The sequence below is a fragment of the Acidovorax soli genome, assembly GCF_014207955.1.
GTDB lineage: Bacteria > Pseudomonadota > Gammaproteobacteria > Burkholderiales > Burkholderiaceae_C > Acidovorax > Acidovorax soli_A.
The window spans coordinates 339572-361706 of sequence record NZ_JACHLK010000002.1; the positions used below are offsets into that span (position 1 = coordinate 339572).

The following is a 22135-nucleotide window of genomic DNA, read 5'->3' on the forward strand; positions in this document are numbered from 1 at the left end:
GCCCCGCCGCGAAGGCGGCGTATCCAGCCCCTGCGCTGGGAGCGTCCCCCTGGGGGGAAGGCGCGAAGCGACTCAGGGGGGCCTCTTATACTGGCACGGTGTAGTTCAAGGTCATGCGCCCGCCGTCCACGGTGACGATCTCGCCCGTCACATAGCTCGCCGCATCGCTGGCCAGCCAGGCAACCACATCGGCGATTTCCGAGGGTTCGCCCAGGCGCTTCATGGGCGTGCGCGACATGATCTTGGCCTTGGCTTCCTCGCTGGTGAGCACGGCCTTGGCGGCCAGCTCGGTGGCGATGGTGCCCGGGGCCACCGCGTTCACGCGCACGTTCCTGTCGGCCAGGGCCAGCGCCATCACGCGCGTGAGCTGGTTGATGCCGCCCTTGCTCACGTTGTAGCTCGAAATGCTGGGGATGGTGAGCACGCCGTTGACCGAGCTCATGTTGACGATGGAGCCGCCGCCCGAGGCCACCATGGCGCGTGCCACGGCCTGGCCCATGAGGAACGAGCCCTTGAGGTTGACGCGCAGCACGGCGTCGAAATCCGCTTCGGTCACGTCGAGGAAATCCGCCGCGCGGAAGATACCGGCGTTGTTCACCAGCACGTCGATGCGGCCATGGGCCTTGAGCGTCTGCGCCACCAGCGCATCCACCTGGGCCTTGTCGCCCACATCGCAGTGCACATACAGGGCGCCCAGCTCCTGGGCCAGGGCCTTGCCGCGGGCATCGTCCAGGTCGGCGATCACCACGTGGGCGTTCTCGCGGGCAAAGCGGCGCACGCAGGCCTCGCCAATGCCCTGGGCCCCCCCGGTAACGATGCAGACCCGGCCCTGGTGGCCGAAGTGGACGGTGGACGGAGCAAAAGAAGAGGGCGCAGCAGAGAATGTCATGCCCGGATGGTAGCCGCTTGGCGGCGATGTGCCGGCTGTGCCGGCATGGGCCTAGCGGCGCAGGGTGGGGCGCCGGGCGGTCTTGCTCTTGGCGATGCCGGCCGGGCCGGCGCCCTTGTGGCCCGCGTGCAGTGCAGCGGGGCGCCGCAAGGGCTTGAACCGGGCGCGCTCGCGGCTGGCGCGGTGGCCACGCCACAGCCAGGCAAGCGCCAGCATGAGCACCACGGTCCAGGCCGTCACCAGCCGGGGGTTGGCTGCCAGCCAGGACATGGCGAATTCCAGATACTCCATGGGCGGGGACGCTATCACAGCACGAACGTGCGTCGCATGGGTGTAAACAATCATCAACAATCTGGCCGCTGCCCCGGGTTTTGTTGAAACCCTTGGATACACTGCAAGCATGAGCGACCTGACGGCCACCGTGACCGAAGCGCCTTCCCACGCCAAGGCCTTGCTGCAGCTGTGCAAGCGCCTGGAGCGGGCCTGGACCTTGTCCGACATCCTCGATGCGGTGTCGCCGGTGGCGGTCCAGGTGCTGGGCTATCCCCATTGCTGGCTTGGGGTGTATGGGGTGAAGCCGGGGTTCGTGACCATCCTGCTGCACTCCAGCGAGCGCACCGACCTGGAAATGGCCCGGGCCGTCGATGCCATCGAGATTCCCATCGAAGGCGACTCCATGGTCCAGGAGATCATGGCGGCGGACCACGTGGTGGTGGTGGTCGACGCGCGCACCGACCCGCGCACCAACAAGGAGATCGTGGCGGCGCTGCAGAACCGCACCATCATCAATGTACCCCTGGTCATGGCCGAGCAGCGCCTGGGCTCCGTGGGCCTGGGAACCTACGGCGATGCCGAGGGCGTGCGCCCGCCCTTGCCCTGGCAGATCGACTTCATGCAGGCCATGGGCGCCCATGTGGCCGTGGCCATGGACCGCGTGCGCTTCATGCAGGCCCGCAAGGATGCCGAGGATGCGCTCTACCATGAAAAAGAGCGCCTGCAGGTCACGCTGCATTCGATCGGCGATGCCGTGATCTCTGCCAATGCCCGCGGCGATCTGCTCTACATCAACCCGGCGGCCGAGGCGCTGACGGGATGGAACCTGACCGCCGCCGTGGGAAAGCCCTATGGCGAGGTGTTCCGGCTGCGCGGCCCCGAGGGCGCCGGAGAGCCGGCCCCCGACATGATGGCCGCCGCCATTGCCGCCGCCCAGGCCCTGCGCTACCCGGAGCTGCAGCTGCAGCCCCTGCAGGGCGGCACCGTGCTGGTGGAGGCGACGGTCTCGCCCATCAAGGATGCCGATGGCGAGGTGCAGGGGGCGGTGCTGGTATTCCGCGATGTGACGGAGCAGCGCCGCCTGAGCCACGAGATCGCCTACCAGGCCCTGCACGATGAGCTGACCGGCCTGGGCAACCGGCGCGCTTTCGAACAGGCGCTGGACCGTGCCTTCGAAGGGACGCGGGGCACGGCCCAGCACGATGTGGTGTGCTACCTGGACCTGGACGAGTTCAAGGTGGTCAACGACACCTGCGGCCATACCGCCGGCGACACCATGCTGCGCGAGATCTCCGCACTTTTCTCCGGCCTGCTGGACGGGCAGGACCTGCTGTGCCGCATCGGCGGGGACGAATTCGGCATCCTGCTCGCGGGGCGCAGCGTGGCTGCTGCGCTGCAGCTGGCCGAGCGGCTGCAGCAGGCGCTGGCGGGCTACCACTTCGTCTGGCTGGAGCAACGCTTTGGCGTGGGTGTCAGCATCGGCATGGTGGCGCTCGATGCCCAGACCGAGAGCGTGGGCGCCTTGCTGCAGGCGGCCGACAGTGCCTGCTACGTGGCCAAGGAGGCGGGCCGCAACCGCATCCACCTGTTTGCCATCGACGACCCTGCGCTGGCGCAGCGCTATGGCGTCATGGAGTGGGTGAGCCGCATCGAGCATGCCCTGCTGCACGACCGGTTCGAGCTGTTCGCGCAGCCCATCGTGCCGCTGCAGGGCAGTGAAGCGCAGGGCTTGCTGCATTGCGAGATCCTGCTGCGCATCCGCAGCGAGCAGGGCGAACTGGTGCTGCCGGGCCGCTTCATGCCGGCCGCCGAGCGCTACCACCTGGCCGCCCGGGTGGACCGCTGGGTCGTCACCCATGCGCTGCGCTGGGTGGTGGCGCAGCAGGACCGCATCGGGCAGTGCTCGATCAACCTGTCGGGCCAGTCGCTCGGGGATGCGGCCTTCACCGCCTTTGTGCTGCAGGCGCTGGCGCATGCCGATGTGCCATGCTCCAAGCTGTGCTTCGAGATCACCGAGACGGCCGCCATCAGCAACCTGCACACGGCCAACCATTTCATTGCGTCCCTGCGGGCCAGCGGCTGCAAGATCTCGCTCGACGATTTCGGCAGCGGCCTGTCGTCTTTTGCCTACCTGCGCAATCTGCCGGTCGATGTGCTCAAGATCGACGGCCAGTTCGTGCGCGACATCGACCGCGACCCGGTGAGCCTGGCCATGGTCAAGTCCATCCACGAGATCGGCTGCCTGATGGGCAAGCGCACGGTGGCCGAGTTTGTCGAGAGCCCGGCCCTGGTGGGCATGCTGCAAGGGATCGGGGTGCACTATGCCCAGGGCTATGCGGTCGGCCGCCCTGTACCGCTCGCACAGGTGCTCGAAGGGCATCTGGCCCCGCACCCATGAGGCCCGCCGTGCATTGCCCCGCCGCCAGCGCAGGCCCCGCAAAGGGGCGGCAGGCCATGGCACCGCCCAGGCGGGCACGCCAGTTGCATGCGGTGCTTGGGTAACGGGAGCTATCCAGGATGCGTGCCTTCCAGCTGTCTCTGCGGACCGCCATTGCAGTGCCTTTTGCGGCGCTGTTCATGGCCACGGTCGCTCTGCAGGCGGTCACGCAGCACCGGCAGATCAGCCACCTGATCGACCAGGAGAGCGTGCGCGTGCTGGAAGCCCTCACCGGCAATGCGCGCGCCCGGCTGGCGGAGTTCCTGGAGACGCCGTTTCTCATCCAGAGCACGGTGGCCGATGCCATCGGCCGCCATGGCCTGTACCAGGAAGGCGACCTGCGCCCCGTGTACACACACCTGCGGGGCGTTTTTGCCGACCTGTATGCCGGGCAGCAGCAGATCAGCCTGCTCAGCTTCGGAAGCAGGGCGGGGGAGTACACCGGCATCCGCCGGGAACCCGGCGAAGGGTTCCGCCTGATCCTCAAGGATGCCAGCACGAATGGCATGATGAATGTGTACGAGGACGATACGCTGCGCAAGGTGGCGGCCGCCTTCCCCAACTACGATCCGCGCGTGCGCCCCTGGTACGCGCCGGTGGCAGGTTCGGGCCAGTCGCGCTGGTCTCCCATCTACACCACGGCAGGCGAGCGCGGCGACATCACCATCTCGGCCGCGACGCCGGTCATGGCCGGCGGCAGTCTGCTGGGCGTGATGGAGGCCGATGTGCGGCTGGACAGCCTGAACCGCTTTCTGCGCGAAGAGCCGCTGCGTGGGCAGGGGCAGATCTTCATCGTCGATGCGCAGGGCCTGATCGTGGCGCACTCGGAGCCGGGCTCCGTGCTCAGCGACCGGCGCAATGCCGCGGGCCAGCGCGAGCGCCTGCGCATCTCGGAAAGCACGAGCTCCCAGATCCGCACGGCCGAGAGCCACCTGCGCGAGGTACCGGCTGCGGCCGGTGGCAGTTTCTACTTCGAGCACCAGGATGCGCGCTACTTCGGCCGCGTCACGCCCTATGTGGACCGGCGCGGCATCGACTGGCGCATCGTGGTGCTGCTGCCCGAGTCCGAGTTGCTGGGTGACACGCGCAGCGCGGGCCAGGGGGCGCTGCTGGCGGCCGGGGCCATTGCCATCATCGGCCTGCTGCTGGGCCTGTGGGTGATCCAGTGGGCCGCGCGGCCCATTCTGCGGACCGCCGAGGCGGCCAACCGCATTGCGCGTGGCGACTGGGACACCGACATCGTGGCCCCCAGCCCCCTGCGCGGAACCACGGTCCTGGTGCAGGCCTTCAATGAAATGACGCACCGGCTGCAGCGCTCGTTCCTGCAGATGCAGGAGCTGCTCACCCACGACAGCCTGACCCAGCTGCTCACGCGCCGGGGGCTGCTGGAGCAGGTGCAGTGGGCCGAGCCCAGGCGCGCCGTGCTCAGCCTGGTGGGGCTGAACGCCTTTCGTGCCATCAACGACAGCGTGGGCTTCGGCACGGGCGACCGTTTGCTGCAGGCGGTGGCCAACCGGCTGCGGGGGCATTTTCCGGCGCCGGTGCTGCTGGCCCGTGTGGGCGGGGACGAATTTGCGCTGCTGAGCCTGGTAGAGGAGGAGGACCAGCCCGCAGAGCGCTTCGGCAAAGCTGTGCTGGGCCTGTTTTCCACCCCCTTTTCGGCGGGCGCCGACGAGGTCATGGTGCATGCCTCGGTGGGGCTGGTGGCGGGCCACCTGCGCGGGGACGAGCTGGCGGAATGGTTGCGCAACGGCAGCATCGCGCTGGGCGAAGCCAAGCGCCATGGCCAGAGCCAGTGGATGGTGTTCGAGCCCGGCATGGCGGACCAGTCGATGGAGCGCACGCGGCTGGCCTCCGAGCTGCGCCAGGCCCTGGACAAGGACCAGTTCCTGGTGCACTACCAGCCGGTGATCGACCTGGCCACAGGCCGCGTCACGGGGGCCGAGGCACTGCTGCGCTGGCGCAGCCCCACGCGCGGCATGGTGCCGCCGGGCGTGTTCATCGCCATGGCCGAGGAGAGCGACCTGATTCTGGCGCTGGGCGACTGGGTCATGCTGCGGGCCACGCGGGACATTGCGCAGCAGCTGCCGCAGCTGCCCAGGGATTTCGGCCTGCATGTCAACGTGTCGGCCCGGCAACTGATCCAGTCGGACTTTGTCGAGCAGGTGCAGCGCACGCTGGAGGCCAGTGGCCTGCCTGCGCGCCACCTGACGCTGGAGCTCACCGAGTCGGTGCTGATCGAAGGAGATGCGGTGGCGCTGCAGCAGCTCTCGCGCCTGCGCGCCCTGGGGCTGAAGATCGCCATCGACGACTTCGGCACGGGCTACTCCTCGCTGGCCTACCTGAGCCGCCTGCCCTTCGATTGCCTGAAGATCGACCAGACCTTTGTGCGCGACCTGGTCGAGTCCTCGCAGAATGCCGCCATCGTCACGGCCGTGCTGCACATGGCCACGGGTTTTGGCGTGACGGTCGTGGCCGAGGGCGTGGAGACCGAGGCCCAGGCCCGGCGCCTGCTGCAGATGGGCTGCGGCAGCGCCCAGGGCTACTGGTTCGGCCGCCCGGCGCCGCTTGAGCAACTGAGCCTGGCCCAGCGCAGCCTCGATGGGCCGGGCCAGGGGTTGAAGTAACCAGGCGCTGGCGCCGTCTTCAGGAGCCGGCCTCGATCAGCTCCGCAGTGCGCGTGTGCCCGAGCCGCCGGGCTTGCTGGGCGGCGTTCAGGCCTTCGTGGTCCAGCAATGCGGGGTTGGCGCCCAGGGCCAGCAGTTTCTGCACCGTGGTGGTCTGGCCGTTGGCGGCGGCCAGCATCAGTGCCGTCCGGCCGGCGCCGTCGCGGGCATCAACCGGCGCGCCCTGGGCGATGAGGCGTTCGACCTCTGGGGTCTGGCCTGCACGGGCCGCTTCGCGCAAGCCGTCCGGCAATAAGGTGTTGGCGCGCCCGCTGTCGGCGCGTGGGGCGGCTGCCGCCAGTCGGTTGTCGGCTGCGATGCCTCCTCGCAGGCCGCTGCCTGCACCTTGCGCTGCCTGCGCTGCAGAGCGGGCCGGTTCGGGAACGGGGACGGCGCGTGCGGTGGCCTCGGCGGCCGCCGCGGGGGCCGGGGCCGGAGGTGGTGGTGCCATGGACTTGGCGGCCGCAGCATCCTGGTTGGCCAGGCGCTCGCGCATTTCTGCGCGCGGGGCGGGCGCTGAAGACACCGAAGGCGCAGCCGCCGGGGGGCCGGACGGTGCATCGGCCGTGAAAGGAGGGGATGCCGGGAAGCCCGATACGGCGCCGGCCCGGCCCGGTGCCGGTGGAGCCTCGGCTTCCTGGGTGGCAGGTGCCGGCGCCGTTTTGGCCAACGGTGTGGTGGCGCCTGGTACCGGCGCAGCGGGCTTTTGCGCCTGCGGCCTGGCCGGTGGACTGGTCTCTTGACGGGTGCTGCGCCCCAGGGGTGCAGGTGCCGCGGGCTCTGGGAGTGTGGCCGGTGGGGCTGCAGGCGCTGGCGGCGGCGCGGCGGGTGCCTGCACGCTGGCGGAGGGTGCGGCACGGCGCTGGCCGTAGGCGATCTCCTGTTCTTCGGGGGTGCCGCGCTGGAACTGCAGCAGCAGCAAGCCGGTCAGGCCCACCACGGCCACGGTGGCCAGGGCCGAGATCTTCCAGTGCGACTGGTTGGCGGCCGCCTGCCGGGGGGCAGGGGAGGCGGGCAGGGGGGCGGCTGCTGAAGCAGCCGCCGCCAGCATCTGCGCATGGGCACGCACGGCATCGCGGACCTGCGCGCCGGGGCGGGCCGTTTCCTGTGCGCTGGCTTCGCGGTACCGCTCTGTCAGCTCGTCGTCCCGCGCGCTCATGGTGCAAACTCCTGTAGCTGTTGGCGAAGGCTGGCCCGCGCATAGCGCAGGCGGCTCTTGGCGGTTTCGAAATTCACCTGGGTCGCCTCGGCGATCTCCTGCACGCTGAGGTCGCCTTCGGCCTGCAGCAAAAAGGCCTCCCGCTGCTCGAAGGGCAGTTGCTCCACGGCGCGGACCAGGGCGGCCGCCTGCTCGCGCGACTGCAGCTGCCGTACGGGCCCGAACCCGGAGTCGGCCGCCAGGGTGTCGGCCAGGCCGGGCCGGCCTTCGCTGCCATCATCGGCCGCATCCAGGCTGGTGTGGTTCCTGGCGGTGCGCAGATGGTCCACCAGCCGGTTGTGGGCCAGGGTGAACAGCCAGGTGCGGAATTTCGCCCGGGCTTCATAGCTGCCTGCGTTGCGCGCCACGGCAAACCAGACGTCCTGCAGCAGATCGTCCGCCACGGCCTGGATCTTGACGCTGCGCAAGACGAAGCGCCAGACGGCCAGCTCGTGCCGGCCGTACAAGGTGTCGAACGCAGCCATGTCGCCGGCCGCATAGCGCAGCATCAGCGTCTCGTCGGCATCGTCGGTGGACAGGGCGGTCTGCACCCGCGCATTATGCGGGCCTCTCATCCACCGGCGCAGCGCGCCATGCTGCGCCCGGATCCATCACCTGGGGTCCGGCACATAGGACACGTTGTCCGATTGCGGGAAGGCGCGGGGCAGGGGTGGCCGCACCGGTTGCTCGCGGATCACGCCGCTGGCGACCAGGTTCTCGCGGCTGTCGTAGCGGATGCTGATCACCTCGTTGGGGCGCTCCTGCAGGCGCGTGAAGGTGGTGTGCGACACCACGGAGGTTTCGCGCTGGCCATGGGCCGTGCCCAGTTTGGCGGTGGGGGCCGGCGCAGGCCTGGCCAGGCTGCCTGCCGACAGCGAACGGTTGGCGGCAGATGACTCCGCCTCCGCGGACGGCGCGGGGGCTGCAGCGGCGGCCGGCGCCGCCGGCTCTTCGCGCAGCCGCCCCAGGCCGGCACTGTCGCTGCTGCTGCTGTCGCGGCGCTGGCTGTAGGGTTCGGGGATGACAACGGGGGCGGGCTGGGGCGGTTGCTCGCGGAACAACGCCACGCCGATCACCCCCACATTGGCCGGCCGGCCGGTGCGGCTGGCATACGAGTTGGCAATGCTGGAGAACTCGAAGGCGGCGACTTCGCTGCTGCTCTTGCGCCAGCCGGTGATCTGGTAGCGCTCGTAGGGTGAGAACACATAGCCACGCTGGTCCCAGGCGGCGGTTTCGCCGCTCAGCACATTCACGCCATCCACCGACGGCACGGCCAGCACGCGCTCGCCGGTGCGGTTGTGCACGGTGACGGCGTAGCGTGCACCGGGCCGGCCCGCCACCCAGTACTCGCCCTTGGCGTAGTGCACCGGCAAGGTGGCACCGGTGTCGCGGTCGACGATGGTGACATCGGCCAGGCGGCCAATCGCCTGGGCTGGCAGGCTGGTCAGCGACAGCACGGCAGCCAGTGCCGTCAGTGCGGGAAGGATCAGTGAACCGGATTTCATGGCAGCTCCATCAATCAAAGTGTTGGTGCTGGGTGAAACGAACGGGGTGGTCCAATGGGGTTAAATATCCGCAAAAAAATTTTCGACCCGGCACATCGTCTGCATCAATGCACGCTAGCCGCCTCTGTCGATTCGAAGGGCGAGAATGACCGAGGTGTTGGTCCTGGTGACCCCCTCGATCTCCCCGATTTGATCCAGCAGCACGTCGAGCCGCGCCGTGCTGTCTGCCCGAAGGGTGGCCATGTAGTCAAACTCGCCGCTTACCGATGCCAGCTGGAGCAACTCGGGAAACTTCGTCAGCTCCCGGATGACTTCTCTGCCGGCCTTGGGCTGCACCACGATCCCCACAAATGCCTGTACGCCCCGCGCGATTGCTTCGCCTCCGAGGCGCACTGAATAGCCACTGATGAGGCCGTTGGCCTCCAGTTTTGCAAGGCGTGCCACGACCGTTGTTCTCGCTACGCCGAGCCTGCGGGCCAGGTTGGCCGTGCTCTCGCGCGCGTTGGCCTGCAGCAGCGCGATGAGCTCGCGATCGAACTGGTCGCGCAGCAGTGTTTCGGGAGGGTGGGTCGGCGCGTTCACGGCAGGGGATGCAAATCAAAAAAGGAGGCGCGTTGACGATTCGACTGAATTGTCTGCCATTTCGGCGAAGGAAGTAGGTATTTCGTCGAACTCATGCTTTTTTTCGTCAAAGGATTTGGGAACACTTGGGTGCATTCCCCCACCCACTCTGTTCTTCAAGGAAACCTGCATGAAAGTAGCTCTTCTCGGCGCAGGCCATATCGGCCAAACCATCGCTCAACTGCTGCACACCAGTGGAGACTTTGCGTTGACGGTCTTCGACCGTGACCAGGCAGCGCTGGATCGGCTGGCCCAAAAGGGCATCCGGACCGTGTGCATCGACACCTCCAGTGCCGCCGAACTCACGAGTGCCCTGGACGGGCACCTTGCCGTGGTCAATGCGCTCCCGTACCACCTGGCGACTTCTGCGGCCCAGGCGGCCTTGCGGGCCCGTTGCCATTACTTCGATCTGACGGAGGACGTGGCGGCAACCAAGGAAATCAAGCGCCTCGCACAGGATGCTGAAACTGCGTTCATGCCCCAGTGCGGCCTGGCCCCGGGCTTCATCGGGATCGTGGCGCACCACCTTGCCAGCGGCTTCGAGGCCCTCCACGACGTGAAGATGCGCGTGGGTGCCCTGCCGGCGTTTCCCACGAATGCGCTCAAGTACAACCTGACGTGGAGCGTGGATGGCCTGATCAATGAGTATTGCCATCCGTGCGAGGCGATACACGATGGTCAGGTGATCTCGGCCCTGCCGCTCGAAGGTCTGGAGCACTTTTCCCTCGACGGGGTGGAATACGAAGCCTTCAACACGTCGGGTGGCCTGGGAACCCTGTGTGAGACCTGGGACGGAAAGCTGCGCAACCTCGATTACAAGACGGTGCGCTACCCAGGGCATCGTGCCTTGATGCAATTTCTGTTGGATGAGCTGCAACTCAAGAGCGACCAGGGCACGCTCAAGACCGTGCTTCGGCGCAGCATGCCTGCCACCATGCAGGATGTGGTGCTGGTGTTTGTCACCGTCTCGGGCACCAAGAACGGCGTGCTCGTACAGGAGGTGTTCGCACGCAAGATCTTTGCCGAGCGTGATGGCCAATACCCCTTGTCCGCCATCCAGATCACGACCGCTGCAGGGATCTGTGCGGCCCTGGACCTGTTTCGCGAAAAGAAGCTGCCCCAGCGTGGCTTCATTCGCCAGGAGCAGGTCGCTCTCACGGATTTCCTGGCCAATCGCTTTGGCCGGGCCTACCAGCAGTACCGTCAGGTTGAATCGATTGGCTGAGTGGCCTGCGGGCAGGGCGCGTGGGCCTTGCTTGAGGGCGTGGCTTCCTGCGGCCCCTTGGCCCGGGCTTCTTCAGCGTATTCCTGCGCAGGGCAGGGCAGTGGCCTTTGGCGTGAAAGGAGGTATCAAGCCTCTTCGCATGCTTACGGCGGTGGCGAAAAATGTAAGACTGTATCCAATTGACTGCCAACCCATTCAGGTGCGCATGAGCTTCGCCAGCGTTTCCAAGGTGCTGCAAACATGCTCGCGTACCACTGCCTCAATCAACTCCGGGCGCTTGCGGCGCAGCGCGTCGATGATGAAACCGTGCTCTTCGCGGCTTGGCCTGGGCTTGTAGGTCGACTGCAGCCATAGCCGCATATGGGGCTCGATGCACACGTGAAGTGCCGCAATCTGCGCGACCAGCCGCGGGCGGGCGCTCAGGCCGCACAAGTACAGGTGGAAGTCACGGTGCTCGGTCACCCAGGCGGAAAGATCTTCTGCGCACCGGTCCATGGCGTCCAGCCGCCGCTCGAGCTCATCAATGTCTGCCGGGCCGATGCGGTGCAAAGCGGCTGTGGCGGCCAGACCTTCCAGCACCGCACGCATTTCGAACACCTCGATCGCCTCGTCATGGCTCAAGCCCCGCACCACCGCACCGCGGTTGGGGCGGATGGTCAGCAATTCTTGCGTTGCAAGGCGCCGGAACGCGTCGCGCACCGGCATTCGGCTCATCCCCAATTGCGACGCAATCTCCTCGGGCACGATGCGGTCGCCCGCCTTGAACTGGCCCATGCGGATTCCGTCGAGGAGGAAGCGATAGGCTTCTTCCTCCGCCGTTGCGGGGCTGGAAAAGGGTGTGAGCATACTGGCCATTCACTTCAGATTGGATACACGAATATACTTCGGGCCATGCAGCCCTTTGACTGGTCGTTCCCGTACCCCTCCCAAAAGATGCCATTGCTCGCGGCCAATGCCGTGAGCGCAAGCCAGCCTCTGGCGGCGCAGGCGGGCTTGAGCATGCTGTACCAGGGGGGCAACGCCATCGATAGCGCATTGGCGTCCGCGATTGCGCTGACCGTGGTGGAGCCGGTCATGAACGGGATAGGCGGCGACATGTTCGTGCTGGTGTGGCATGAGGGCCGATTGCACGGTTTGAATTCGAGCGGGCGCGCGCCCGCGCTCTGGACGCCGCAGTATTTCAAGGGGCATGAAAAGATGCCGGAGAAGGGCTGGGATTCGGTGACTGTACCGGGCCAGGTTGCAGGTTGGAAGGCGCTGTCGGATCGCTTTGGCAAACTGCCCTTTGCGCGCCTGTTCGAGCCGGCCATTCGGTACGCGCAAGAAGGCTTCATGGTGTCGCCGCAAATTGCGAGGCAGTGGGCCCACCAGATTCCACGGCTGATCGACCAGCCGGGCTTCCGCGATGCGTTCACGTTGGATGGGCGGGCTCCTCGCGCGGGTGAGCTGTGGCGCTTTCCAGCCCAGGCCAGGACACTCGAGCTGATCGCCGAGAGCGGTGGCGAGAGTTTCTACCGGGGCGAACTCGCCGAGAAGATCGAAGCGTTTGCCAGGCAGTGCGGCGGTGCGCTGCGCGCAACCGATCTTGCGGCGCACCGGGCCGAATGGGTCGAGCCCATTGCGCAGTCGTTTCGCGGTTACACCGTGCACGAGATTCCGCCGAATGGCCAAGGGCTTGCTGCACTGATTGCGTTGGGCATCCTGGACCACTTCGACCTGGCCAGCATGGGCGTGGACAGTGCCGACTACTACCACGTGGGCCTGGAGGCGATGAAGCTGGCCTTCGCCGACCTCAAGAAATATGCGGCCGATGCGCCTGCCATGTCGCCTGTCTCTGCGGCGCATTTGCTCGACGCTGCCTATCTGGCGGAGCGCGCGAAGCGCATCGACATGAAGCGCGCGGCCGATCCAGGCCCCGGCATGCCAAAAATCGGCGGAACGGTCTATCTGGCGTCCGCGGATGCGGCGGGCACCATGGTCTCTTACATCCAGTCGAACTACCATGGCTTTGGCTCCGGCGTGGTTGTTCCTGGCACCGGCATCAGTTTGCACAACCGCGGCGAAGACTTCAGCCTGGTCCCGGGGCATCCGAATATCGTCGCTCCAGGCAAGCGGCCACTGCACACCATCATCCCGGGTTTCATCACGCGCGATGGCGCACCCGTGATGGCGATGGGCGTCATGGGTGGTTCGATGCAGGCACAAGGGCATGTGCAGATGGTGGCGCGGCTGGCCAGCTTCGGACAAAACCCGCAAGCCATGAGCGATGCCCCACGGTTTCGCGTGGAGCCGGGCCCCACGGTCACGCTGGAATCGCATGTCCCGGGCGATGTGCCGGACTCCCTGCGCGCCCGCGGACACCAGGTCACTGTCGCACAGCGTGAAAGCCTGGACTTCGGGTCGGCCCAATTGATCTACCAGGCGGAGCATGGGTATGTCGCGGCATCCGACTCGCGCCGGGATGGACAGGCCGTTGGCTTTTAGCAGGAGCTGAGCCCATCACGCAAGCCACCGAAGCTGCGCGCAGCGTCGACCTGATGATCGACGCACATGCATCTCCTCTACGCACTGTATTCCCTTCCCACCCACCAATGAGCCAGGAGACACCCACAATGAAGCGACGAATCTTTTCCGCAGCAGCCGCAGCCTCAGCACTCTCACTGGCTTTGCCGGCAGCTGGGCAAGACCGGACCCTGAAGCTCATTGTGGGGTTCGCGCCCGGTGGTTCGTCCGACCAACTGACGAGAATTCTTGCCGACAAACTGCGCGTTTCACTGGGACAGAACGTCGTCGTCGAGAACAAGCCGGGCGCATCGGGGCGGGTTTCCATGGCGGAACTCAAACGCTTGCCGCCGGATGGGCAAACCCTGGTCATGGCCACCAGTGGCACGCTGGTGGTGGCTCCCTGGCTTTACCCCAATCTGCCCTACGATGCCGTGAAGGACTTCACGCCGATTGCGCGTGCGGCGAGCTTCGACTTTGCCCTCACCATCGGCCCTGCAGGCCCCCAGCGCGATATCAAGCATGTGGTGGCCTGGATGAAGGCGAATCCTGAAAAGGCCAACTTCGCCACGTCGGGGGCCGGTACGCTGGGCCACTTTACGGGCGTGCTGCTGTCGCAGACCACGGGCGTCAATCTCACGCACATACCGTACAAAGGGGGCGCACCCGCAGCGCAAGACCTGGTGGCCGGGCTGCTCCCTCTCATGGTGGACACGGCTTCTGAAACCTTGGAGCACCACAAGGCGGGCAGGGTGCGGATTGTTGCGGTGACGGGACAGGAACGCTCCAGCGCCTTGCCCGACGTGCCGACTTTGAAGGAAGCCGGCATCAACATGACGGCGGATGGGTATTTCGGCCTGTACGGCCCTGCGGGAATGCAGCCGGCTGTCGTGCAGCGCATCGAACGTGCCGTGGCCGAGGCGCTTCGCGCCCAGGACGCGAGGGACAAGATTTCCGCGCTGGGGCTGGTTCCAGACTATCTGGATTCATCTGGGCTCAAGAAGCTGCAAGCCGAGCAGCTCAAACGCTGGGAGCAGCCAGTGAAGGCCTCTGGCTTCAAGCCAGACTGACGAAGCAGGACGGTGCTGGCGTGTCGGTGTTTGCTGCACGCCACCAACAACTTGCGTGCGGCCGCGTTTGCCGCCCAGTCTGGGGCCCATGTCGAGGTGCCACAGACCAGATCGAGTACGGCGTGGGGTCAGGCGCGGCCCTCTGCGCTCGGAGTATCTGTGACTAGATACGATGTATATTATGTTAAATAAAAGAAGCGAAATTTGAGCGTATTTGGGCTGTTTGTGCCCAGGCATGCCGGGCCAGCCCGGGCCGGTCCCTCTTTTGCGCCCACCCCTTTCTCTTCTCGGTGCTTGCCATGGATTCGAGTGCCAGCCAGGTCCGGCCGTTTGATGCCGACCCGCCACCCTATGATCGCTCCATGCTGATCCGCCACTTCCAACGCACGCTCCTGGTCGCCGCTGTCCTTGTCTCGACCACTGCGGCTGCCCAGTCGGCCAGGGAGTCCTTCAGCGTGGCCGAATCCAGGAAGGCCATCCTCGATACCTTGCCCCATCCCAAGGGGACGAAGTTCCGCCAGTTGTTCCTGTCGGAGCATGGCGACTCCAAGGTCACGCTCTGTGGCGAGATCAACGCCAAAGACCGCGCGGGGGCCTACCTCGGGTTCCGGCGCTTCATGGTGGACGACCTGGGTGAATCGATGCGGGACCCGATGGACACCGCAGCGGGCTCCTGGCAGCAATCGATCTTCGACCGGGTCTACCAGCGGGCCTGCTCCGACAGGTTCAAGGACGTGAAATAGGCCGCCCGGGTCGGTTCTAGCCCTTGCCTCGGCGGGCCCTCGTTTTCGATGCCGCCCCCGGCGTGGGTGCTGGCGGCGTGGCGGGGAGCCGGTCGCGCAGTTCGTTGAGCACGGCCAGCATGTCGTTGCTGCGCGCATCGAGCTTCGCCTGCAGGCCTTGGGCCTCGTCGCGGGCAGATTGCAGCTCCCGGCCCAGGTTGGCGCGTTCGGTCTGCAGGCTGCCCACCTGGGCATCGAGCTCCCGGCTTCGGTCCATGGCGTCGGCCAATGCCTTGGCCGCCTTCCTGCCGTCGACTTCCAGCTGCTGCGCCAGGCGCTTGGACTCCTGGCGGGCCCGGTCCACCTCGGTGTTGAGCCGGCGTTCCTGGGATTGGGCCCGCTCTTCGAGCCGTGCGCGCTCGGCCCGGTGCTCCATGTCACGGGCTTCGTGCTGCAGCCGCTGGGCATCCGCCGCCTGCCGCAATTGCACGCTTTCGGAACGCAGGCCTTCCAGCTGCTGCTGGCAGGCCTGCAGTTGCTGCTGCAACTCCTGGGTCTGGCGCACCAGTTCGGCAATCTGGGCATCCCGGGCCTGCATGGCCACGGCATAGGCAGCGTTGCGGTCATCCAGGCGCTGCTTTTCGCGCGCCACCTCGTCCTGCGCAGCGCGCAATGCCTGGGCCTCGCCGTCCAATGTGGCGCGCGACTGGGCCCACTGGGCGGCCGTCTGCTCGTCGGCCTGCTGGAGCGCCCGCCCCCACAAGGCTTTTGCGGCGCGGACCACGGGCGCCGGCAAGGGCACTTCGGCCTCCGCCGGAGCATCCGCGGGGTCTGCCGGCCCCTGCAGCCGCCGGGCCAGGGATCCGTACCAGCCGTCGAGCATGGGCCCCACCGTGTTGGGCGAGCCGCGGCCCAACTGCTGGCGCACGCGCTCGATGGTCGGCCGCTCGCCCAGGCCCAGCACGGCATCCGCTGCGGCCCAGACTTCTTCCATCTGCACCCCCCGCGCACCCCTCACACTTTTCGCTTGCATGGCCCTGCCTTTCGCTCCAAATTACCAACGATAATAGATTGTTATCGAGAGTAAAAAATCAAATTCATATCAAACAATACATCATATGTATTGTTTATGCAAATTCTGAATGGAGAAGCCATTGATGCGCCTGCCCACCCTCCAAACCCAGCCTGCGCTGGAACCCAGCGTCCTTTCGGTGGTGGCGGCGCGTGCCGTCGACGAGTTGATGCGCGAGGGGGAATCCGCCAACACCCTGGCCAGTTACCGGTCGGCGCTGCGGTACTGGGCGGCCTGGTTCAATGTGCGCTACGGCCAGCCGATCGCGCTGCCGCTGCCGCCCAGCGCCGTGTTGCAGTTCATCGTGGACCACGCCCAGCGCACCACCCCGAACGGTCTGGCCCATGAACTGCCACCGGCCCTCGATGCGGCGCTGGTCGAGGCCGGCTTCAAGGGCAAGCCGGGGCCCATGGCGCTCAACACCCTGGTGCACCGTGTTTCCGTGTTGTCCAAGGCCCACCAGATGCGTGGTGTGAAGAACCCCTGCCAGGATCCCCAGGTGCGCGAGCTGCTGGCCAAGACGCGCCGCGCCTATGGCAAGCGCGGCGAGTTGCCCCAGAAGAAGGCCGCCCTCACCAGGGATCCGCTGATGGCGATCCTGGCGACCTGCGATACCTCCACGCTCAAGGGGCTGCGCGACCGCTCCCTCCTCCTCTTTGCGTTTGCCAGCGGTGGCCGGCGGCGCTCGGAGGTGTCCCAGGCCGACATGAAGCACCTGCGCCGGAACGGGCCCGCATCCTTCACCTACACCCTGGCCCACTCCAAGACCAACCAGAACGCCGCAGACCGGCCCGAGAACCACAAGCCCATCGAAGGCATTGCGGGCGAGGCGCTGCAGGCCTGGCTTGCCGCCTCAGGCATCCACGAGGGCGCCGTCTTCCGGAGGGTGCGCAAGGGCGGGCAACTGGGCGACCCGCTGTCTGCTGCCGCCGTGCGCGATGTCGTCAAGGAGCGCGCCCGCGCGGCGGGGCTGCCCGATATGTTCTCGGCGCATTCGCTGCGCTCCGGCTTCGTGACCGAGGCCGCCACCCAGAAGGTTCCCATGGCCGACACCATGGCCATGACGGGGCACCGCAGCGTGGCGAGCGTGCTGGGCTACTTTCGGCCGTCGTCGAGCAACCCGGGCGCCCATCTTCTCTAGCGTGGGGCGCCCCGCGGGGGTCACGGCAGGTCCTGCACCCGGGCCCCCAGGCGCAGGCTGGCGCAGAAGGCCGCAAACTCGCCCTGGGGGTCGATGGGCGGGTTCTGCAACTGCACGAACAGATCGGGCGCCAGCTGCAGCAGCGTCACGTCGGCGCCACCCGAGCCGGCGTAGATGCCCGTATAGTTCTTGGTGCGGGTGCGCCACCAGTACATGCGCACAATGGTTTCACCCACCCATGCGGGCTTGCCGCAGAAGTCGGCGGCTTTGGCGGGCTGATCGCCAGCCTGGGCGTTCGGCACCATCCAGCGGCCATCCTCGGCGCGCGTGAACGATTCCAGGAGCGTGCCCTTGGGCCCCTGGCGCACCACCTGCACGCTGGGCGTCGGAGGGCCGGCATCGATCATCCAATCGCAAACCTTGTAGGGCGGCTGGCCGCCCTCTTCCTTGTCCTTGCACTCTCCGCGGGGCGCAGGTTCGGGGCGGAGCTTGACGATATCGAAGGCGCACGCGCGGCCGTGGTGCTCATCGGCCTGGCGCTTGGGTCGCGTGATCTTGTAGGCGGCCGGCAGATCGAACTCAAGGCCACAGGCCGCAACCTGCACGGTCGCCGCGGGCTCGACGGCATGGCTGCACAGGGGCAGCAGCAGCGCAGCGAACACTGCCAGGGGGTGACGGGCCGTGCGCGTCATGTGGCTGCACCGAGTTCTTGCAGCAGCGCAGCCCGGAAATCCGTGCCGAGGTGCCACTGGCCCTCCTGTTGCACCAGGTCGGCAGCGTCCACGCGTGCCTGGAACCAGTCTTCCACGAAGCCCGGTGCCCAGCCGCCAGTGCCGAAATGCGCGCTGCCCACCATGGCGATGACGCCGGGGTAGGACTGCAGGAAGCCCTCCATGGACCGTACCGGCCGGCTGTGGCTGAGCAGCAGGAACTGGGTTGCGTACATCCGGTGCGAGTTCGCGTCCGCGTGCAACGCGAAAAAGCCCTTGTCCTGCACGATGGCCTCAGCCAGACGGCGGATGGCTGCGGGCAGCTCCGGGTCGGGCCACTGGTCGCAGAGCTTTTGCAGCCGGGAGTTGAAAGGCGCGCTGCGCACATGGGCCAGTGCGTCGTTCTTCACGTCCTCGGGGTCATCCTCGTACTCGGATTCATGCACCAGGCTGCGCACAAAGGTCTCGAAGTCAGGCGCCAGCGGCGTGATGCGGTAGCCGCCCTCCTGGTCGACGTGCACCACGGCCGGCTCGCCGGTCGGCCCGCAGGCACGGTAGTCGAGCGCGATCATGTCGTGCCCGGCCGAGGGGCAGTCGCCAAAGTACACGCCGATGTCCGGGTAGTCCCAGGCCTCGATCTTGAAGCGGCTGCCCAGGCCCCCGCACAGGCTCCATTGCTGCGCGAAGCCGATGCCCTTGAAGGCGCTGATCGCCACATGGTCATCGGCCCAGGAGGTCGCCTTGTCGGTGGGAAAGCAGCGCCGGAACGGGATGCCGCCGTTTTGCGACTGCATCAGCGCGATGTAGCTGGCCGGAAGCCGGTAGCCCAGCGCGGCCTCGACCGCGGCAATCGCTGCCGGCGTGGGCGGTGGTTCCACATACTCCTTGCGTGCGTAGTCGCTGTCGTCCCAGAAGCTGGAGAGATCGAAGCCCGAAAACGGCGTTGCTTTGGTGTTCATGTACCCTGCCCTTCTTCCCCTTGCTCGGCGCGCGCCTTGTCGAGCAAAAATTCGATGCACAGGCGCACGGCGCGCGTCTGGTGGCGGTTGGGCATGTACAAGAGGTGCATGCGCGTGCCGAAGATGCTCAGGCGGTAGTCGTCCAGCGTGGTCAGCACCTCGCCCGATTCGATGGCGTCCTTCACCACGTAGTCGGGCACCAGGCCCACGCCCAGGCCCGCGAGGATGCCCTGGCGCAGAAACGGGAAGTGCTCGGAGATCAGGGTCGGCTCCAGCAGCAGCTCCTGCCGCTCCTCGCCCTGGTAGGCGCTCAGGCGCAGCTGCCGCCCCGTCACGCCGGCGGTGATGAGCGGCGCGCTGCGCAGCTCGAACAGGGTCTGGGGCAGCCCGTGCTCCCGGGCAAAGCTGCGCGAGGCGCAGGCGATGTAGCGCACCGTGCCCAGGCTGCGCGCCACCAGGGACAGCGGCGGCTCCTGTATCACCCGGATGGCGATGTCCACCTCGTCGCGCAGGTTGTCGGCCCGGTTCTCGAACAGCACGTCGAGCACGATGCCGGGGTACAGGCGCTTGAACTCGATGAGCCAGTCGCTCATCACGATCTGCCCGTAGCCACTGGGCACGCTGATGCCCACGCGGCCCTGCAGCCCCTGCCCCAGGGTGGCGATGGTCTCGCGCGCGGCCAGCATTTCGTTCTGGATGCTGCGGCCGTGCTCGTACAGGCGCAGCCCCACCTCGGTGGGCTCGACCCGGCGTGTGGTGCGCCGCACCAGCTGCACGCCCACGGACTTTTCGAGCTGGGTCAGGTGGTAGCTGACATTGGCGCGCGACACCTTGAGCTTGCGCGCGGCCTGGCTCAGGTTGCCGCTGTCGATGATTTCGACCAGCAAGGCCAGAGAGTGGGAATCCATGCAGTCATTGTTTCAAATGTTTTGACAGTCTGTCAATTCAAGCGGGGATTGTTATAAATCATTGTCACCGCAAGAATCCCGGTTTTCCAAGAACCCCTAGAGGAGACATGCGCGTGACCCATCCAGCCCCTGCTTCTGTCGTTCAGTGGACCCCGCATGGGGGCGTGCTGCTGGTCACCGTGGACAACCCGCCGGTGAATGCCCTGGGGGCCGCCGTGCGCCAGGGGCTGATGGCCGCGATCGCCGCGGCCGAGGCCGATGCCGGCGTCGAAGCGGTGCTGATCGTCGGTGCAGGCCGCGCCTTCATCGCCGGGGCCGACATCCGCGAGTTCGGCAAGCCGCCGGTACCGCCCGCCCTGCCCGAGGTCTGCCAGGCCATCGAAGCCTGCAGCAAGCCGGTGGTGGCCGCCATCCACGGCGCGGCGCTGGGCGGCGGCCTGGAGGTGGCCCTGTCGGCCCACTACCGCCTGGCCTTGCCCGGTGCCCAGTTGGGCCTGCCCGAAGTGCTGTTGGGCCTGCTGCCCGGCTCCGGCGGCACGCAGCGCGCGCCGCGGCTCATGGGGGTGAAGGCGGCCACCGAACTCATGCTCAGCGGCAAGCATATCAACGCCCAGGCGGCCCTGGCCGCTGGCCTGGTGGATGCGCTGGCCGAGGGCAGCGATCCTGTGGCCGCCGGCCTGGCCTATGCGCGCGAGCTGCTGGCGCGCCATGCACCGGTGCGCCCCACCAGCGCCCTGCCCGGCCGGCTGGCGGACAAGGCCGCGGCGCAGGCCGAACTCGATGCCCTCAAGGCCGAGACCGCCAAGTCCGCGCGCGGCCTGTTCTCGCCCCTGAAGATCATCGACTGCGTGCAGGCCGCGCTGGACCTGCCTTTCGACGAGGCCCTCAGGTTCGAGCGCGCCCAGTTCATGGCCTGCCTGGACAGCCCGCAGCGTGCCGGCCTGATCCACGCCTTCTTTGCGGAGCGCGAAGTCGCCAAGGTGCCTGAGGCCAAGGCCGCCGCCCCCCGCCCCTTCACTTCCATCGCCGTGATCGGCGGCGGCACCATGGGCGCTGGCATTACCGTCTCGGCGCTGGATGCCGGCCTGCCCGTGACCATGATCGAGCGCGACGAGGCCTCGATCGCGCGCGGCCGGGCCCATGTGGAGAAGGTCTACGATGCCCTGGTGGCCAAGGGCCGCATGGCCCCTGAGGCCAAGGCCGCCACCACGGCGCGCTACACCGGCAGCACGCACTACGAGGACATTGCCGGCGCGGACCTGGTGATCGAGGCGGTCTTCGAGGACATCGAGGTCAAGAAAACCGTGTTCCGTGAACTCGACCGTGTGTGCAAACCCGGCGCCGTGCTGGCCACCAACACCTCCTACCTGGACATCGACGCGATTGCGGCCGCTACGGCGCGCCCAGAGGACGTGATCGGCCTGCATTTCTTCAGCCCTGCCAACATCATGAAGCTGCTGGAGATCGTGGTGCCCGCCCGGGTCAGCGCCGACGTGGTGGCCACGGCCTTCGAGCTGGCCAAGCGGCTCAAGAAGGTGCCGGTGCGTGCCGGCGTGTGCGACGGCTTCATCGGCAACCGCATCCTGGCCGTGTACAAGCAGGCGGCCGACCACCTCATGGAAGACGGCGCCAGCCCCTACGAGATCGACGCCGCCGTGCGCGGCTTCGGCTATCCCATGGGCCCCTTCCAGGTGACCGACCTGGCCGGTGGCGACATCGGCTGGGCCACGCGCAAGCGCCGCGCCGCCACGCGCGACCCCAAGGCGCGCTACGTGGAGATCGCCGACCGCATCTGCGAGCGCGGCTGGTTCGGCCAGAAGACCGGCCGGGGCTTCTACCTCTACCCCGAGGGCGCCCGCGTGGGCCAGCCCGACCCTGAGGTGCTGGCCATCGTCGATGCCGAACGTGCGCGCAAGGGCGTGGTGCCGCGCGCTTTCAGCGCCGACGAGATCATGCGCCGCTACATGGCCGCCATGGTCAACGAAGGCGCCAAGGTGGTGGCCGAGGGCATTGCCCTGCGCCCGCTGGACGTGGACGTGACCTTCCTGTCCGGCTATGGTTTCCCACGCTTTCGCGGCGGCCCCATGAAGTGGGCCGACATGCAGGGCCTGCCCCAGGTGCTGGCCGACATTCGCGAGTTCGCCCAGGAAGACCCGCTGTTCTGGCAACCCGCCACCTTGCTGGAGCAGCTGGTGGCCCAGGGCCGCAATTTCGACAGCCTCAACCAAACCGCCTGA

Annotated in this window: 19 protein-coding genes; 8 read left to right on the forward strand and 11 right to left on the reverse strand. The window is 67.2% G+C overall.

The window, feature by feature from the left end; all coding sequences use genetic code 11:
- Positions 1-85 precede the first annotated feature (85 nt).
- Entirely contained in the window at positions 86-889 is an 804-nt protein-coding gene (locus tag HNP48_RS06090) for an SDR family NAD(P)-dependent oxidoreductase (protein ID WP_184855985.1), read from the reverse strand.
- Between the two features lie 51 nt (positions 890-940).
- Entirely contained in the window at positions 941-1159 is a 219-nt protein-coding gene (locus tag HNP48_RS06095) for a hypothetical protein (protein WP_184855986.1), read from the reverse strand.
- A gap of 130 nt (positions 1160-1289) precedes the next feature.
- Between HNP48_RS06095 and HNP48_RS06100 the strand changes: the two genes are divergently transcribed.
- Both HNP48_RS06100 and HNP48_RS06105 read left to right on the forward strand, forming a co-directional pair.
- Positions 1290-3560: an EAL domain-containing protein gene (locus HNP48_RS06100; protein WP_184855987.1), complete on the forward strand. Its 2271-nt coding sequence runs from the start codon at positions 1290-1292 to the stop codon at positions 3558-3560.
- 179 nt (positions 3561-3739) lie between these two features.
- Entirely contained in the window at positions 3740-6226 is a 2487-nt protein-coding gene (locus tag HNP48_RS06105) for a bifunctional diguanylate cyclase/phosphodiesterase (protein WP_260420111.1), read from the forward strand.
- A gap of 19 nt (positions 6227-6245) precedes the next feature.
- Here the strand turns inward: HNP48_RS06105 and HNP48_RS06110 are convergent, their stop codons facing one another.
- The 4 genes from HNP48_RS06110 to HNP48_RS06125 form a co-directional block, all read right to left on the reverse strand.
- Positions 6246-7424 carry an ankyrin repeat domain-containing protein gene (locus HNP48_RS06110; protein ID WP_184855989.1) on the reverse strand — a complete coding sequence of 393 codons (1179 nt, stop codon included), beginning with the start codon at positions 7422-7424 and terminating at the stop codon, positions 6246-6248.
- Positions 7421-8038, reverse strand: a complete 618-nt coding sequence (locus HNP48_RS06115) for a sigma-70 family RNA polymerase sigma factor (RefSeq protein WP_184855990.1) — start codon at positions 8036-8038, stop codon at positions 7421-7423. The genes HNP48_RS06110 and HNP48_RS06115 overlap by 4 nt, the downstream gene beginning before the upstream one ends.
- Before the next feature lie 36 nt (positions 8039-8074).
- A complete protein-coding gene (locus tag HNP48_RS06120; RefSeq protein WP_184855991.1) occupies positions 8075-8968 on the reverse strand; it encodes a hypothetical protein in 894 nt (297 codons plus the stop codon).
- A 114-nt stretch (positions 8969-9082) separates the two neighbouring features.
- Positions 9083-9550 carry an Lrp/AsnC family transcriptional regulator gene (locus HNP48_RS06125; RefSeq protein WP_311773806.1) on the reverse strand — a complete coding sequence of 156 codons (468 nt, stop codon included), beginning with the start codon at positions 9548-9550 and terminating at the stop codon, positions 9083-9085.
- Positions 9551-9719: 169 nt separating this feature from the next.
- On the opposite strand from HNP48_RS06125, the gene HNP48_RS06130 reads away from it, so the two are divergent.
- Positions 9720-10814: a saccharopine dehydrogenase family protein gene (locus tag HNP48_RS06130; RefSeq protein WP_184855992.1), complete on the forward strand. Its 1095-nt coding sequence runs from the start codon at positions 9720-9722 to the stop codon at positions 10812-10814.
- A 195-nt stretch (positions 10815-11009) separates the two neighbouring features.
- Here HNP48_RS06130 and HNP48_RS06135 read toward each other — a convergent pair whose 3' ends face one another.
- Entirely contained in the window at positions 11010-11660 is a 651-nt protein-coding gene (locus HNP48_RS06135; protein WP_184855993.1) for a GntR family transcriptional regulator, read from the reverse strand.
- 45 nt (positions 11661-11705) lie between these two features.
- On the opposite strand from HNP48_RS06135, the gene ggt reads away from it, so the two are divergent.
- From ggt to HNP48_RS06150, 3 genes are all read left to right on the forward strand, one after another.
- Positions 11706-13298, forward strand: coding sequence for a gamma-glutamyltransferase (gene ggt, locus HNP48_RS06140; protein WP_221480101.1), 1593 nt, complete (start codon positions 11706-11708; stop codon positions 13296-13298).
- Positions 13299-13426: 128 nt separating this feature from the next.
- Positions 13427-14386, forward strand: a complete 960-nt coding sequence (locus HNP48_RS06145) for a tripartite tricarboxylate transporter substrate binding protein (protein ID WP_184855994.1) — start codon at positions 13427-13429, stop codon at positions 14384-14386.
- Positions 14387-14748: 362 nt separating this feature from the next.
- The gene (locus HNP48_RS06150) at positions 14749-15129 is read left to right on the forward strand and encodes a hypothetical protein (RefSeq protein ID WP_184855995.1); all 381 of its coding nucleotides are present in this window, start codon (positions 14749-14751) and stop codon (positions 15127-15129) included.
- A 16-nt stretch (positions 15130-15145) separates the two neighbouring features.
- Here the strand turns inward: HNP48_RS06150 and HNP48_RS06155 are convergent, their stop codons facing one another.
- Complete coding sequence (locus HNP48_RS06155) at positions 15146-16141, reverse strand: DNA-binding protein (RefSeq protein WP_184855996.1); 996 nt, start codon at positions 16139-16141, stop codon at positions 15146-15148.
- Positions 16142-16265: 124 nt separating this feature from the next.
- Here HNP48_RS06155 and HNP48_RS06160 point away from each other — a divergent pair, with 124 nt between their 5' ends.
- Entirely contained in the window at positions 16266-17321 is a 1056-nt protein-coding gene (locus tag HNP48_RS06160) for a site-specific integrase (RefSeq protein WP_184855997.1), read from the forward strand.
- Positions 17322-17341: 20 nt separating this feature from the next.
- On the opposite strand, the gene HNP48_RS06165 is transcribed toward HNP48_RS06160, so the two are convergent.
- Genes HNP48_RS06165 through HNP48_RS06175 form a run of 3 tightly spaced genes read right to left on the reverse strand, consistent with a single transcriptional unit; the run spans position 17342 to position 19898 of the window.
- Positions 17342-18013, reverse strand: a complete 672-nt coding sequence (locus HNP48_RS06165) for a hypothetical protein (protein WP_184855998.1) — start codon at positions 18011-18013, stop codon at positions 17342-17344.
- A complete protein-coding gene (locus tag HNP48_RS06170) occupies positions 18010-18990 on the reverse strand; it encodes an SMI1/KNR4 family protein (protein WP_184855999.1) in 981 nt (326 codons plus the stop codon). Before HNP48_RS06170 ends, HNP48_RS06165 begins: the two co-directional genes overlap by 4 nt.
- A complete protein-coding gene (locus HNP48_RS06175) occupies positions 18987-19898 on the reverse strand; it encodes a LysR family transcriptional regulator (RefSeq protein WP_184856000.1) in 912 nt (303 codons plus the stop codon). The genes HNP48_RS06170 and HNP48_RS06175 overlap by 4 nt, the downstream gene beginning before the upstream one ends.
- Before the next feature lie 107 nt (positions 19899-20005).
- Here HNP48_RS06175 and HNP48_RS06180 point away from each other — a divergent pair, with 107 nt between their 5' ends.
- Positions 20006-22135 carry a 3-hydroxyacyl-CoA dehydrogenase NAD-binding domain-containing protein gene (locus tag HNP48_RS06180; RefSeq protein WP_184856001.1) on the forward strand — a complete coding sequence of 710 codons (2130 nt, stop codon included), beginning with the start codon at positions 20006-20008 and terminating at the stop codon, positions 22133-22135.